This is a genomic window from Pseudomonas zhanjiangensis, assembly GCF_041027545.1.
In the GTDB taxonomy this organism is placed as follows: domain Bacteria; phylum Pseudomonadota; class Gammaproteobacteria; order Pseudomonadales; family Pseudomonadaceae; genus Aquipseudomonas; species Aquipseudomonas zhanjiangensis.
In genome coordinates, this window is the sequence record NZ_JBFTEG010000012.1 from 82432 (window position 1) to 97183 (window position 14752).

The window sequence follows — 14752 nt, forward strand, 5'->3', positions numbered from 1 at the left end:
GGCCGCGCCGCGCTAGTCGCCACCAGCACCGCGGCGGTAGGCCAGCCAGTAGACCCCGGCGACCAGCAGGGTACCGCCGACGATGTTTCCGGCGGTCACCGCCAGCAGGTTGCCCAGCGCCCCCTCGACCGCCACCAGCCCCTGGCCGTCCAGCACCAGCCCGTAGGGCAGGAAGAACCAGTTGGCGATCGAGTGCTCGAAGCCCAGGGCGACGAAGGCACTGATCGGAAAGACGATCCCGAGGATCTTGTCGGTGACGCTGTGCCCGCCCATCGCCAGCCATACCCCCAGGCACACCAGGGCATTGCACAGGATGCCGCGGGCGAAGGCCTCGCCCAGGCCCAGCGTGGCCTTGCTGCGGGCGATCTGCAGCGCCGTCTCGCCGAGGGCGCCGCCGTCCAGGCTGGCGACATCGGCCCAGCACACCAGCAGCACCATGCCCAGGCCGCCGACCACGTTGCCCAGGTAGACCAGCGCCCAGCTGCGCAGGACCTCGCCGGTGCTGATCAGGCGACTGGCCCAGGCCATGGCCATCAGGTTGTTGCCGGTGAACAGCTCGGCGCCGCCAATCACCACCAGCACCAGGCCGAGGCAGAAACTCAGGCCGCCGAGCAGGCGGGTCACGCCGAAGCCCAGGCTGCTGCCGGTGGTGACGACCATGTAGAACAGCGCGCCCAGGGCGATGAAGGCACCGGCCAGCACGGCCAGGACGAACAGCGTCAGGGCATCGGCGCGCGCCTTGGCCACCCCCATCTCCTCGACCCGCCGGGCAATCTCGCGGGGCTGGTAGGCATCGCCGAACAGGTGTTGGTCAACCATGGGGGGCTCCTCCTCACGCAAAGAAGCAGCACCGCCGGGTGCCGCTGGCTGCCTTGATCAGCCTAGTCCAGCCGGGCTCGGCTGCCGCCAGGGCCCCGTCAGAACTGCAGCCGCGCCAGCTCCAGCAACTGGCCACGCAGCCACTGGTTGCCCGCCTCGCCATCGGCATGGCGCGACCAGTACAGGTTGAGGGTCACCGGCGGCAGGTCCAGCGGCATCGGCAGCAGGCGGTTGCCCAAGCCGCGATTGAGCAGTTCGGCATAACGACTGGGCAGGCTCAGCAGCAGCTCGCCCTGGGCCACCAGCAGCGCCGCCGACAGGTAGTGCTGACAGTGCTGGCGCACGCGCCGGGCCAGGCCCAGGTTGGCCAGCGCCAGGTCCTCGACGCAGATGCCGCGGCGGCGCGAGGTCACCGCCACGTGCTCGGCGCTCAGATAACGCTGCGCCGTCAGCTCGCCGCTGAAGGCCGGCCCGGCCATCACGCACAGCGGGTCGCGCAACAGTTGCTGCTGGCGCAATTCGGCGTCCGTCGGCCGGGCGATCTCGATGGCCAGGTCGACCCGCCCGGCCGCCAGTTCCAGCTGCAGTTCGGCCCAGTGCACGCAACTGCTGCGCACCTGCACCTGTGGCGCGACCCGCTGCACGTGGCCGAGCACCGCCGGCAGCACCAGCGGCTCGAGCTGCTCGGCCATGTTCAGGGTGAAGCTGCGCCGGTCGCGCTGCGGGTCGAAGGCCTGCCAGGCGCTGACGCTGCGCCGCAGGCTGCTCAGGGCCTCCTGGATGCTCGGCGCCAGCTGCTCGGCCAGCGGCGTCGGCGCCACTCCACGGCCGTCGCGGACGAACAGCGGGTCGCCGATCTGCTCGCGCAGGCGCGCCAGGGCATGGCTGACCGCCGACTGGCTGAGGTGCAGGATCACCGCGCTGCGGGTCAGGTTGCGCTCGCGGTAGATCACCTCGAACACGCGGAACAGGTTGAGATCGAGGCGGCTCAGCGCCGACCATTCATGTGGTTGATTCATGGTTATTCCAACCCGATGCCCGGACCTTGAGCCTAGCATTCACAGGCCTGCAGATAACCATGCATGAGATTCATGGATAGCGATGCATAAGCATCAGTTCTGCCCCCTGCGACCCCCGCCTAAGCTGGCCGGCAGATCAGCACAACCAGGGTCTCCCCATGAACCAAGACGCCTACCTCGAACGCCTGCATGCGCTGCAGGCCGCCGCCTGGCCAGCCGGCACCCCGCGCGAGCCGCACTACCCGCAAGGCCGCCAGCCACTGAGCGAATACCTGCGCGCCTGGGCCCGCCTGCAACCGCAGGCGCCGGCCCTGGACTTCTACGGCATGCGCCTGAGCTATGCCGAACTGGATGCGCAGAGCGATCGCTGCGCGGCGCTGCTACGCGAGCTGGGCGTCGGCGTCGGCGACCGGGTGGCGGTGTTCATGCCCAACTGCCCGCAGCTGCATATCGCCTTCTACGCCATCCTCAAGTGCGGCGCCGTCTATGCACCGGTCAGCCCGCTGAGCAAGGCATTGGAGCTGAGCTACCAGCTCGAGGACAGCGGCGCGCGCATCATCCTCTGCTTCGACCAGTTGCTGCCGGTGGTGCGGGCGGTGCGCGAGCAGTGCTCGCTGGAGCAGGTACTGGCGACCAGCCTGTCCGAGCTGTGCCCGGCCGAACCGAGCTTGCCGCTGCCCGACCTGCTGCTGGCGCCCAAAGTCGAGGGCGACGACTTTCTCGACTTCTACCCGGCCCTGGCCGCCTGCACCGCTCCGGTGCCGAGCCATCGCCCGCAGCTGGAGGACATCGCCGCGCTCAACTATACGGGCGGCACCACCGGCCTGCCCAAGGGCTGCGTGCACAGCCACGGCGACATGCTCTACACCTGCGCCAGCTTCCTGCCGGTGGCCCTGCAGCTGCGCCCGGACAGCGTGCTGCTGAACTTCCTCCCCGAATTCTGGATCGCCGGGGAAAACGCCGGCCTGCTGTTCCCGGTGTTCAGCGGCTGCCAGCTGGTGCTGCTGGCGCGCTGGGATGCCCTGGCCTTCATGACGGCAGTCGAGCACTACCGGGTCAGCCACTGCGGCCTGCTGGTCGACAGCGCCGCCGAGGTGCTCGAGCACCCGCGGGTCGGCGACTTCGATTTCACCTCCCTGGAAAGGACCGGGAGCATCTCTTTCATCAAGAAGCTCACCCCCGAGTACCGCCGGCGCTGGCGCGAGCTGACCGGCACCAGCCTGTTCGAGTTCAGCTTCGGCATGACCGAGAGCCACACCTGCGACACCTTCACCGCCGGCCTGCAGGACGACGACTTCGACCTCAGGAGCGCGCCGACCTTCGTCGGCCTGCCGGTGCCGGGCACCCAGTTCAAGGTCTGCGACTTCGCCAGCGGCGAGCTGCTGCCGCTGGGCCAGGAAGGCGAGCTGTGCCTGCGCAGCCCGTCGTTGCTCAAGGGCTACTGGAACCGCCCACAGGCCAGTGCCGAGGCGCTGCGCGATGGCTGGCTGCATACCGGCGACCTCGGCCAGATCAGCGAACAGGGCTTTATCCGCTACCTCGGCCGACGCAAGGAAATGCTCAAGGTCAACGGCATGAGCGTGTTCCCCAGCGAGCTGGAGGCGCTGCTCGGCCAGCATCCGGCGATCCTCGCCAGCGCCGTGCTCGGTCGCCCCGACCCTGCGCGCGGCCAGCTGCCGGTGGCCTTCGTGGTGCTCAAGCCGGGCGGCGCGGAGACGGCCGACAGCCTGCAGGCCTGGTGCCGCGAGGCCATGGCGGTCTACAAGGTGCCGCAGATCCGCCTGCTCGACAGCCTGCCGATGACCGCCACCGGCAAGGTGAAGAAGAACGAACTGGAGGAACTGCTGTGACCGCGCCCTTTGACGCCCTGCTGATCGCCAACCGTGGCGAGATCGCCATCCGTATCGCCCGCGCCGCCCACGAGCTGGGCATCCGCTCGCTGGCGGTGTTCGCCGAGGACGACGCCGCCTCCCTGCACCGGCGCAAGGCCGACAGCGCGGTCGCCCTCCAGGGCCGCGGGGTGGCGGCCTACCTGGACATGGACCAGCTGATCGACATCGCCCGCACCGAAGGTTGTCAGGCCATCCACCCCGGCTACGGTTTTCTCGCCGAGAACGCCGAGTTCGCCCGTCGTTGCCGGGCCGCCGGCCTCGTGTTCATCGGCCCCGACGCCGAGGTGCTGGAGCTGTTCGGCGACAAGGCCGCCGCCCGCGCCCTGGCCGAGCGCTGCGAGGTGCCACTGGTGGCCGGCCTCAGCCGCGCGGTCGGCCTGGAGGAGGCGCGCGCCTTCCTCCGCGAGCTGGGCGAAGGCGGCGCGGTGATGCTCAAGGCTTTGGCCGGCGGTGGCGGCCGCGGCATGCGCCCGGTATTCAATGAGGCCGAGCTGGAACAGGCCTTCGCCCGCTGCCAGTCGGAGGCCCGCGCCGCCTTCGGCTGTGACGCGCTCTACGTCGAGCAACTGGTGAGCCACGCCCGGCATATCGAGATCCAGGTGCTCGGCGACGGCAGCGGCGCGGTCAGCCACCTGTGGGAGCGTGACTGCAGCCTGCAGCGGCGCCAGCAGAAGCTGGTGGAGATCGCCCCCAGCCCCGACCTGCCGGCCGCCACCCGCGAGCGGATGATCGCCGCCGCGCTCAAGCTGGCCGCCGAGGTGAACTACCGGGGCCTGGGCACCTTCGAATTTCTGGTCGATGCCGAACAGCCCGAGCGCTTCTACTTCATGGAGGCCAACCCGCGCATCCAGGTCGAGCACACGGTCACCGAGCAGGTCACCGGCGTCGACCTGCTGCACACCCAGCTCAGGCTGGCGGCTGGCGCCTCGCTGGCACAGCTCGGCCTGGCGCAGCCGCCGGCCGTCAACGGCTGCGCCCTGCAGCTGCGGGTCAACCTGGAAACCCTGCACGCCGACGGCAGCACCCGCCCGGCCGTCGGCACCCTGACGGCCTACGAGCCGCCGAGCGGCCCCGGCCTGCGCGTCGACGGCTACGGCTACGCCGGCTACCCGGTCAGCCCCAGCTACGACTCGCTGCTGGCCAAGCTGATCGTCCAGGCGGCGGACTACCCGAGCGCCCTGCGCCGCGCCTACCACGGCCTGTGCGAATTCCGCCTGGAGGGGGTGGCGAGCAACCTGCACCTGCTGCAGAACCTGCTGCGCCTGCCGGAGCTGGCCGCCAACCAGGTGCACACCCGCTTCGTCGAAAGCCAGCTCGAGCGCCTGCTGGCGCCGCAGGCGCAGGCCCATCCGCACCGCTATTTCAGCGCCAGCCCGGCGGCTGCCGACGCGGTGCCGGAAGCGATCGACGCGCCGCCCGGCTGCCTGCCACTGCTGGCGCCAAGCAGCGGCGTGCTGGTCTGCCTGGAGGTCGCCGAGGGCGACGCGGTGGCCGTCGGCCAGAGCGTCGCGGTGCTCGAGGCGATGAAGATGGAGTTCGTGGTCAAGGCCAGCCACAGCGGCATCGTCCGCGCCCTGGCCGTGCAACCGGGCGGCAGCCTCGGCGAGGGCCAGCCGCTGCTGTTCCTCGAACCGGCCGAGGTCGCCGGCGAGCAGGCGCACAGCGAGCAGAGCCTCGACCTCGGGCACATCCGCGCCGACCTGGCCGAGGTGCTCGAGCGCCACGCCCTGACCCGCGACGAGCGCCGCCCCCAGGCCGTGGCCAGGCGGCGCAAGAGCGGCCAGCGCACGGTCCGGGAAAACCTCGCGGACCTGCTCGATGACGGCAGCTTCATCGAATACGGCGCCCTGGCCCTGGCCGCCCAGCGCCACCGCCGCTCGCTGGAAGAACTGATCGAGCAGAGCCCGGCCGACGGCCTGGTCGCCGGCATCGGCACGGTCAACGCCGCCAGCTTCGGCGAGCAGGCGGTGCGCTGCATGACCATCGCCTACGACTACACGGTGTTCGCCGGTACCCAGGGGGTGCTCAACCACAAGAAGACCGACCGCATGCTGCAGCTGGCCGAGCAGTGGCGCCTGCCGCTGGTGCTGTTCGCCGAGGGCGGTGGCGGCCGGCCGGGCGACAGCGACTTCGTCGGCGTGGCCGGCCTGGACTGCCACACCTTCGTCAGCATGGCCAGGCTGTCCGGCTTGGTGCCGCTGGTCGGGGTGGTGTCGGGGCGCTGCTTCGCCGGCAACGCCGCCCTGCTCGGCTGCTGCGACCTGATCATCGCCACCGACGACGCCAGCATCGGCATGGCCGGCCCGGCGATGATCGAGGGCGGCGGCCTGGGTCGTTTCACCCCGGAACAGGTCGGCCCGGTCGCCGTGCAGGGGCCCAACGGGGTGATCGACGTGCGCGTGACCGACGAGGCCGAAGCGGTGCGGGTGGCCAAGCAGTACCTGGGCTACTTCCAGGGCACGCTGGCCGACTGGCAGTGCGCCGACCAGCGCCAGCTGCGTCAGCTGATCCCGGAGAACCGCCTGCGGGTCTACGACATCCGCCAGGTCATCGCCACCCTGGCCGACGCCGGCAGCGTCCTGGAGCTGCGCCGCGAGTTCGCCCCGGGGCTGATCACCGCCCTGGTGCGCATCGAGGGCCGGCCGTTCGGCCTGCTGGCCAACAACCCCATGCACCTGGGCGGCGCCATCGATGCGGTCGCAGGCGACAAGGCCGCGCGCTTCATGCAGCTATGCGACGCCCATGATCTGCCGATGATTTCCCTCTGTGACACCCCCGGTTTCATGGTCGGGCCGGAAGCGGAGAAGCAGGCCACGGTGCGTCACGTCTCGCGCCTGTTCGTCGCCGCCGCCAGCCTGTCGGTGCCCTTCTTCACCGTGGTCCTGCGCAAGGGCTACGGCCTCGGCGCCCAGGCCATGGCCGCCGGCAGCTTTCACTCGCCGCTGTTCACCATCGCCTGGCCCAGCGCCGAGTTCGGCGCCATGGGCCTGGAAGGCGCGGTGCACCTGGGCTTCGCCAAGGAGCTGGCGGCCGTGGAGGAGCCCGCCGAGCGCCAGCAGCTGTTCGACAAGCTGGTGGCGAAGGCCTACCAGAGCGGCAAGGCCATCAACATGGCCAGTTTCCTCGAGATCGACGCGGTGATCGACCCGCAGGAGACCCGCAGCTGGCTGCTGCGTGGGCTCAATGCCACGCCGAAACCGGCGCCGCGCTCGGGCAGGAAGCGCGCCGTCGATACCTGGTAGTGCGCGGCAACAGCCCCACTTTCGCCGTCCGGCTTTCCCGGTGCGTCGTGACCGGCGCGCCCGGGAGGGCCAGCGGCGATAGGACGCCGCAGCTTGTTTGGGCAGTTTCCGGTGGTTCGGGTAAACTGCCGCATCTTTTACGCCTATAACGATCCGCCCGATGCCGACGACCTTCCATGAGATTCCCCGCGCTCGCCCGCTGACGCCCCTGCTCGACCGCGCCACCACGCCGGATCAGCTGCGCCGCCTGGGCGAAGCGGAACTGGAAATCCTGGCCAACGAGCTGCGCCAGTACCTGCTCTATACGGTCGGCCAGACCGGCGGGCATTTCGGCGCGGGCCTCGGCGTGATCGAGCTGACCGTGGCCCTGCACTACGTCTTCGACACCCCGGACGATCGCCTGGTGTGGGACGTCGGCCACCAGGCCTACCCGCACAAGATCCTCACCGGCCGCCGCGAACGCATGGGCACGCTGCGCCAGAAGGACGGCATCGCCGCCTTCCCGCGCCGCTGCGAGAGCGAGTACGACACCTTCGGCGTCGGCCATTCCAGCACCAGCATCAGCGCCGCCCTGGGCATGGCCATCGCCGCCCGCCTGCAAGGCTCGCGGCGCAAGGCGGTGGCGGTGATCGGCGACGGCGCGCTGACCGCCGGCATGGCCTTCGAGGCGCTCAATCACGCCTCTGACGTCAACGCCAACATGCTGGTGATCCTCAACGACAACGACATGTCGATCTCCAAGAATGTCGGCGGCCTGTCCAACTACCTGGCCAAGATAATCTCCAGCCGCTCCTACGCGAGCATGCGCGAGGGCAGCAAGAAGGTGCTGTCGCGCCTGCCCGGCGCCTGGGAGATCGCGCGCAAGGTCGAGGAGCACGCCAAGGGCATGCTGGTGCCCGGCACCCTGTTCGAGGAGCTGGGCTGGAACTACATCGGCCCGATCGACGGCCACGACCTGCCCACCCTCCTCGCGACTTTGCGCAACATGCGCGACCTGGAGGGCCCGCAGTTCCTCCATGTGATCACCCAGAAGGGCAAGGGCTTCGCTCCGGCCGAGATCGACCCGATCGGCTACCACGCGATCACCAAGCTCGAGCCGATCAAGGCCGAGGTCGCGCCGAAGAAGACCGGCGGCCCCAAGTACTCCAATGTGTTCGGCCAGTGGCTGTGCGACATGGCCGCGCAGGACCCGCGCCTGGTCGGTATTACCCCGGCGATGAAGGAAGGCTCGGACCTGGTGGCCTTCAGCGAGCGCTTCCCCGAGCGCTACTTCGACGTGGCCATCGCCGAGCAGCACGCGGTGACCCTGGCCGCGGGCATGGCCTGCGACGGCGTCAAGCCGGTGGTGGCGATCTACTCGACCTTCCTCCAGCGCGCCTACGACCAGCTGATCCACGACGTGGCGGTGCAGAATCTCGACGTGCTGTTCGCCATCGACCGCGCCGGCCTGGTCGGCGAGGACGGCCCAACCCACGCCGGCAGCTTCGACCTGTCCTACCTGCGCTGCATCCCCGGCATGCTGGTGATGACGCCGAGCGATGAGAACGAGCTGCGCCGCATGCTCACCACCGGCCACCTGTTCGACGGCCCTGCCGCGGTGCGCTACCCGCGCGGCAGCGGCCCCAACGCCAGCATCGAGCCCGGCCTGCTCCCCCTGGAGATCGGCAAGGGCGTGCTCCGCCGCCAGGGCCAGGGCGTCGCTCTGCTAGTATTCGGCGTGCAACTGGCCGAGGCGCTGCAAGTGGCCGAGACGCTGAACGCCACGGTCGCCGACATGCGTTTCGTCAAGCCGCTGGACGAGGCCCTGGTGAGGCAACTGGCCGCCGACCACGGGCTGCTGGTGACCATCGAGGAAAACAGCATCATGGGCGGCGCTGGCTCCGCGGTCAGCGAGTTCCTCGCCCGCGAGAACATCCTCAAGCCGATGCTTCACCTCGGCCTGCCGGACAGCTACGTCGAGCACGCCAAGCCGGCGCAGATGCTCGCCGAGTGCGGCCTGGACGCCGCCGGCATCGAGGCCAGCGTGCGCGAGCGCCTGGCCGGATTGCAGGACTGAGCAGCCGACAGGCTGCATTGCTTTACCCGCCGCCGCCACCTAAGGTAGCGGCGTTTTGCTTGTCCGAGGTCGCGGCCACACTAGCCGCGTGAAAAGGGAAGCAGGTGCGCCGCTGTCTCGAACAGCGACAAGGCCTGCGCTGCCCCCGCAACGGTAACCGACGGCGTGCGAGCGCTCAGCACTCGCACGTAGCCTTTCCCGATACGCCACTGGGTTCGCCTGGGAAGGCGGGAAAGGGCCAGTCGGCAGCCCGTAGACCTGCCTCGGCACATTTGACAGGTGTTGCGGAGGGCATCACCGTCAAGCGCTGGCTGCCCATCGCTTGCCCGTGCTTGTCCCTGCCCTCCTCAAAAGAATTCTTCCTTTTGAGGACTTATCGATGAAGCTATCCCCTCTTGCCCTGGCCGTGGCCCTGACCCCAGGCCTGGCCTTGGCCGCCGATGCCAATGATCCCTACCAGACGCCACCGCTGGTGATCACCCGCGGCACCCCGCTGCAACAGCCGGCGCCGGCCAGCATCGCGGTCATCGACCGCAAACAGATCGAAACCAGCGCCGCGAGCAGCCTGGTGGAGGTGCTGCGCACCCAGGCCGGCCTGCAGATCCTCGACACGCTCGGGGACGGCAATCGGGTCGCCATCAGCCTGCGTGGATTCGGCGAAAATGCGATCAACAATACCCTGGTACTGGTCGACGGTCGGCGCCTGAACAACTCCAACCAGAGTGGCCCAGATCTCAATAGCGTACCTTTGGCCAATATCGAGCGCATCGAGATCATCCGCGGCGCCGGCACGGTGCTCTACGGCGATCAGGCGGTTGGCGGGGTGATCAATATCATCACCCGCCGCCCCAGCGAGAATGAGGCCTACGTGGAGACCAGCCGCGGCAGCCATGACCTGGAAGCCTATCGCGGCCACTTCAACCGGGTTCTGGGCGCCGGCTTTTCCGTTTATGGCAGCGGGGAAGCGCGACATGCCGACGGCTACCGCGACAACAACAACGCCAGCTACAGCAACGCCTTCGGCCGCCTGCGCCACGACCATGACGAGGGCTGGGCCCTGTATGAATACCAGAGCATCGACGACGAACTGCGCTATCCGGGCAGTCTGACCCTGGCGCAGCGCCGCGCCGACCGCAAGGCCGCGGGGAGCCCGCAGGACTTCAACGACAGCAAGACCCAGGTGCACCGCGTCGCGATCCAGCAAAACCTCGGCAGTAACTGGACTGCCGATATCGACTACAGCCACCGTGACACCGATGGAGTGGGCGCATTGTTCGCCACGCCGTTCGTCCAGGGCAACCGTGTCGAGAGCCTGAGCCCACGCCTGACCGGGCACTGGAATACCTCCCTGGGTCGCAGCGAATGGCTTCTCGGTCATGACCAGATCGTCAGCGACTACGAACTCAGCTCCATATTCGGCGACACCCGCTCGCGGCAGACCCTGCGCGACTGGTATAGCCAGCTCAGCCAGCCGCTGGGCAACGATCTCACCCTGACCCTGGGCTACCGCACCAGCGAGGCGAAGGATCACAACAAGGTAGCCGGCCGCAAACACAGTGACCGCGAGGACAGCAACAGCCTGGGTTTGAGCTGGCAGGCCAATGCGCAGACTCGCCTGTTTCTCAAGCGCGAGGACGTGCTGCGCTTCGCCAACGTAGAAGACAACGCCTTCACGCTGCCCGGCGTCGACTTCCTGGCTCCCCAGACCGGCCAGTCTTGGGAAGGCGGCATCGAATGGCAGGACAGCATTCAGCGCTATCAGCTAAGCCTGTACCGTCTGGACCTGGACAACGAGCTGATCTTCGACCCGGTGAATTTCGTCACCATCAATCTGGATGAGACTCGTCGCGACGGCGTGCTGCTAGAGGCGCAGCGTCAGCTCACTGACCGCCTGAGCCTCGGTGGCCAGTACAGCTTCACCGACGCCCGCTATCGCGCCGGGGCCTTCGAAGACAACGATGTTCCTTGGGTAGCCCGGCATACCGCCGCCCTCAAGCTTAACTATCTATTGCTGCAGGGCTTGGCCGGTTACCTCGAAGCCAACTACACAGGGCCACGTTTTCTGGCCGGCGACGACGGCCATGTGATGCCACGCGAAGGCGGCTACACGCTGTTCAACGTCGGCCTGACCTACGACTTTCAACAACTCAGCGCCAGGCTGCGAATCAACAACCTGACCGGCAAGCGCTACGACAGCTATGCGTCCTATGCGAGTTTCCTGCCCGGCAACAAGGGCCTCTATCCAGCGACCGAGGAAGACGTTCAGTTGAGCGTCGGCTACCGCTTCTAACAGCTGCCGCCAACGACAAGGCCCCGCATTGGCGGGGCCTTGTCGTTCAGGGTGCTACTGCGCTGCGGCCAACCGTTCGCAGAGTTGCTCGGTGGCATCCAGCATCTGGAAGCTGGGGCGCTCCAGGCCCTTGTCCGGCACCGCCCACAGCTGATCGAGGCGCACCGCCGCCAGGTCGGGCCAGTGCTTCCAGATATCCAGCTGGGCGCCCGAGCCTGCGAGTATCACCTCGGGGTCGCGCTGCAACACCGCCTCGATGCTGACCTGGGGTGCCGGCAGGCTGAGGTCGGCGAATACGTTCTCGGCGCCGCAGACGCGCAGGGCATCGCTGATGATCTGGCGGCCGCCGATGGTGTACAGCGGCTTGTCCCAGATCTGGTAGAACACCCGCAACGGCCGTTCGCGCCGATAGCGCGTGGCGAGCCCGTGCAGACGCGTACCGAAGCGCTGGCGCAATTGCCGGCCCTGCTCGGCGCGCCCGATGCGCCTGCCGATCTCGGCGAACTGCTCGGCCAGAGTCGCCAGGTCGCGGGGCTCGACGATCAGCAAAGGGATACCGAAGTCGAGCAGCTGCTGGCGCTGGGCCGGGCCAATGCTGTCCGGCCAGAGCAGCACCAGGTCGGGCTGCAGCCTGAGCAGGCTTTCCATTTCCAGCTGGCCGTAGCGGCCCACCGAAGGCACTTCGGCCAAGGCCGGCGGGCGCTCGCCGCCGTCGAGCATTCCGACCAGCAGGTCGGCCGCTTCCAACTCCAGGACGATCTCGCTGAGCGAAGGTGCCAGGCTCACCAGGCGCTCGACCGCCTGCGCCTTGCTGGCCAGGCCGGGCCAGGCCAGCAAGGCGAGCAGACAGGCGAGCAGGCGGATCATTGGCCGAGCTGGCGGGGTATGCGGTAGAGGTAGAGCAGCACCACGCTGGCCAGCGCCAGGAGCATCAGGGGGATGGCCTCCAGCCCGGCGAAGACCGCCAAAGCGGCGATCCAGGCTGGCAGGCCGGCACCGAGAAAGGCCAGGCGCCGGCGATGGGCCAGAGCCAGCCAGGCGGCCGGTTCCTGCGGGCTGTCCAGCGCCTTCTCGGTGGCGATCAACTCGCGCTTGTAGGCATGGAACAGCGGCAGACTGACGAACAACGACGCCAGACCGGCGATGAACAGGGGCATGGCCAGCACGCCCAGTTGCTGGTCGGCACCGAACAGCAGGTTGAGCAGCAACAGCGGCGCCAGGGTCAGGCCCAGCTGACGCCACCAGGCCAGCGCCAGGCGGCGGCGCACCTCGCCGCGGGTCACAGGCTTTCCTCGACCTCGCCCTGGTGCAGGCTGCCGAGCATGTGCCCGAGCTTGCCGGCCTTGGTCGCCAGGTACTTCTTGTTGTGCGGGTTGTGGTCGATCTGCAGCGGCACGCGGGCCGCCACGTTGATGCCCATGTCGCCCAGCGCCTTGACCTTGCGGGGGTTGTTGGTCATCAGCTTGAGTTCCTTGATGCCCAGGTGCTCGAGCATCGGCCGGCAGATAGCGTAGTCACGCTGGTCGGCACCGAAGCCCAGACGCTCATTGGCCTCCACGGTATCGGCGCCACCATCCTGCAGCTCATAGGCGCGGATCTTGTTCAGCAGGCCGATGCCACGACCCTCCTGGCGCAGGTAGAGAAGCACGCCACGGCCCTCGGCGGCGATTGCCCGCAGCGCGGCTTCGAGCTGAAAGCCGCAGTCACAGCGCAGGCTGAACAAGGCATCGCCGGTCAGGCATTCGGAATGCAGGCGCCCCAGCACCGGTTTGCCGTCGGCGACATCGCCAAAGGTCAGGGCAACGTGTTCCTTGCCGGTGGCCTCTTCGAGGAAGCCGTGCATGGTAAACACGCCAAACGGCGTAGGCAGCTGGGAGGCGGCGACGAACACGACAGGCACCGGATGCTCCTAAAAATAAGATCGGAAATACAAGGACGGCATTGTAACAGCAGGCCTCACCGGCCGGTCAGCCTGAATTGCCGATGATAACCATCGACTGCCTGCGACTCGCCGCGCGTTTACAGCTTCGACTCCAGCACCAGCACGTCCTGCTCGACCTTCCAGCCGACCCGGTTGAGAAAGCTCATGCCCAGCAGCACTTCGCTCGGCGAGCCGCCTTCGAGCACCACCGCCTCGACCCCCAACACCTCCAGGCTGCCAACCTTGACGCGGTCGAGGCTGACCCGCCAGCCGCGCGCAGTACCGCTGGCGGTGCTGACCTGCAGCGGTCGGCCGACCACCCGGAAGTCGATGCCCAAGCGCCGGGCCTGGCCTTCGTTGAGGGCCACCGAGGTGGCGCCGGTGTCGACCAGGAACTGCACCGGATGGCCGTCAATCGAACCGGCCACCCAGTAATGACCGCCAAGGCCCTTGGCGATACTCAGGCGGCGCTTGCTCGGCTCGGCGAAACCTTCGCTGTATTCACGACTGAGGCCAAAGGCGCGCTCGACGCCATCGACCCGCAGCACCGCGCCGCGGCTGTCGGCGCTGACCACCACCACGCCGCCCGGCCCGGTCTGTCCGACCTTGACCAGCTTGCGCTGGCCATCGACGTTGATCACCGCGGCACCGGGAAACAGGCCAACCACCTGCACCTGCGACGCCGCCCGGATCGAACCGGCCGCTGCCAGCATCAAGACACCAATTACAACGATCAGACTTCGAATCAAACGACATGTACTCCTGGTCAGTCGAAGGGATAGGGCTGTTTCCAGCGGATGAACAGCGGACGCAGACTGCCGCGCTCGATCAGCCGCCCCATGCGCCTATCGTAGAGTTCGGCCAGCGCATGGCCGCGCGGGTTGTCGGCAAAGCCCAGGTACAACGGCAAGTGAGTCAGGTCGGTGATCCGGTAACGCGCCGGATCGGCGGCGCCGGCGAGCACCTCCTCGACCTCGGTACGGGCATCGATATAGAAATCCGCATTACCCCGCTCGAGCATGCCCAGGATGCCACTGCGACGCTGGACCTCCTGATAGCGCTGCAGGTTCGGCAGATAGCGCTGGTAGGCGTAGCCGCGCATCCACACCAGGCGAAATTCGCCCAGTTCTTCCAGACGCGGCCGCGGCTGCTCGACCCGCCCCAGGGCACTGATCTGGTCGGTGTCGTAATGCCTGCGCGGGTAGAACACGCCCTGGTCGACCTCATTGCGGTAGGAGCCGACCCAGGCATCGGCCTCGCCCCGCTGCACCAGACCGATCGAGCGGGTGTAGGGCACACTTTGAATCACCAGCTGGACACCTTCCGGCTCGAACACCTGACGCAGGATGTCCCAGGCCAGACCGCGGCCATCGGCCTGGGTGTGGCCCTCCCAGACCTCACTGGCCAGACGGATCTGCGCGGGCAGGCTCGACTCGGCCCGAGCCCCGGCGGCTCCAAGCACCCCCAGCAATATCACCAGCCACCAGCCTCGCATGCCAGTACCTCCGGTTGC

Annotated in this window: 11 protein-coding genes and 1 riboswitch; of the genes, 4 read left to right on the top strand and 7 right to left on the bottom strand. The window is 68.2% G+C overall.

The window, feature by feature from the left end:
• Window positions 1–12 precede the first annotated feature (12 nt).
• Both AB5S05_RS15415 and AB5S05_RS15420 read right to left on the bottom strand, forming a co-directional pair.
• Entirely contained in the window at window positions 13–819 is an 807-nt protein-coding gene (locus tag AB5S05_RS15415) for a formate/nitrite transporter family protein (protein ID WP_369288406.1), read from the bottom strand.
• A 98-nt stretch (window positions 820–917) separates the two neighbouring features.
• Entirely contained in the window at window positions 918–1838 is a 921-nt protein-coding gene (locus AB5S05_RS15420) for a LysR family transcriptional regulator (RefSeq protein ID WP_369288407.1), read from the bottom strand.
• A 158-nt stretch (window positions 1839–1996) separates the two neighbouring features.
• Between AB5S05_RS15420 and AB5S05_RS15425 the strand changes: the two genes are divergently transcribed.
• From AB5S05_RS15425 to AB5S05_RS15440, 4 genes are all read left to right on the top strand, one after another.
• Complete coding sequence (locus AB5S05_RS15425) at window positions 1997–3688, top strand: AMP-binding protein (RefSeq protein WP_369288408.1); 1692 nt, start codon at window positions 1997–1999, stop codon at window positions 3686–3688.
• On the top strand, window positions 3685–6972 hold the full coding sequence (locus AB5S05_RS15430) for a carboxyl transferase domain-containing protein (RefSeq protein ID WP_369288409.1): 3288 nt from the start codon (window positions 3685–3687) through the stop codon (window positions 6970–6972). The genes AB5S05_RS15425 and AB5S05_RS15430 overlap by 4 nt, the downstream gene beginning before the upstream one ends.
• Window positions 6973–7132: 160 nt before the next feature.
• A complete protein-coding gene (gene dxs / locus AB5S05_RS15435; protein ID WP_369288410.1) occupies window positions 7133–9028 on the top strand; it encodes a 1-deoxy-D-xylulose-5-phosphate synthase in 1896 nt (631 codons plus the stop codon).
• Window positions 9029–9077: 49 nt separating this feature from the next.
• Window positions 9078–9308, top strand: a riboswitch (cobalamin riboswitch).
• Window positions 9309–9407: 99 nt separating this feature from the next.
• Window positions 9408–11318, top strand: a complete 1911-nt coding sequence (locus AB5S05_RS15440; RefSeq protein WP_369288411.1) for a TonB-dependent receptor — start codon at window positions 9408–9410, stop codon at window positions 11316–11318.
• A 54-nt stretch (window positions 11319–11372) separates the two neighbouring features.
• Here AB5S05_RS15440 and AB5S05_RS15445 read toward each other — a convergent pair whose 3' ends face one another.
• The 5 genes from AB5S05_RS15445 to AB5S05_RS15465 all read right to left on the bottom strand — a co-directional run bounded on the left by AB5S05_RS15445 (window position 11373) and on the right by AB5S05_RS15465 (window position 14734).
• Complete coding sequence (locus AB5S05_RS15445; protein ID WP_369288412.1) at window positions 11373–12185, bottom strand: cobalamin-binding protein; 813 nt, start codon at window positions 12183–12185, stop codon at window positions 11373–11375.
• Complete coding sequence (locus AB5S05_RS15450) at window positions 12182–12601, bottom strand: MFS transporter (protein ID WP_369288413.1); 420 nt, start codon at window positions 12599–12601, stop codon at window positions 12182–12184. Before AB5S05_RS15450 ends, AB5S05_RS15445 begins: the two co-directional genes overlap by 4 nt.
• Window positions 12598–13218 (bottom strand): GTP cyclohydrolase II, encoded by a 621-nt coding sequence (ribA, locus tag AB5S05_RS15455; protein ID WP_369288414.1) that lies wholly within the window; start codon window positions 13216–13218, stop codon window positions 12598–12600. Before ribA ends, AB5S05_RS15450 begins: the two co-directional genes overlap by 4 nt.
• A 119-nt stretch (window positions 13219–13337) precedes the next feature.
• Window positions 13338–13952 carry a retropepsin-like aspartic protease family protein gene (locus AB5S05_RS15460; protein WP_438943584.1) on the bottom strand — a complete coding sequence of 205 codons (615 nt, stop codon included), beginning with the start codon at window positions 13950–13952 and terminating at the stop codon, window positions 13338–13340.
• A 53-nt stretch (window positions 13953–14005) separates the two neighbouring features.
• Window positions 14006–14734 carry a substrate-binding periplasmic protein gene (locus tag AB5S05_RS15465; RefSeq protein WP_369288415.1) on the bottom strand — a complete coding sequence of 243 codons (729 nt, stop codon included), beginning with the start codon at window positions 14732–14734 and terminating at the stop codon, window positions 14006–14008.
• Between the last annotated feature and the right edge of the window lie 18 nt (window positions 14735–14752).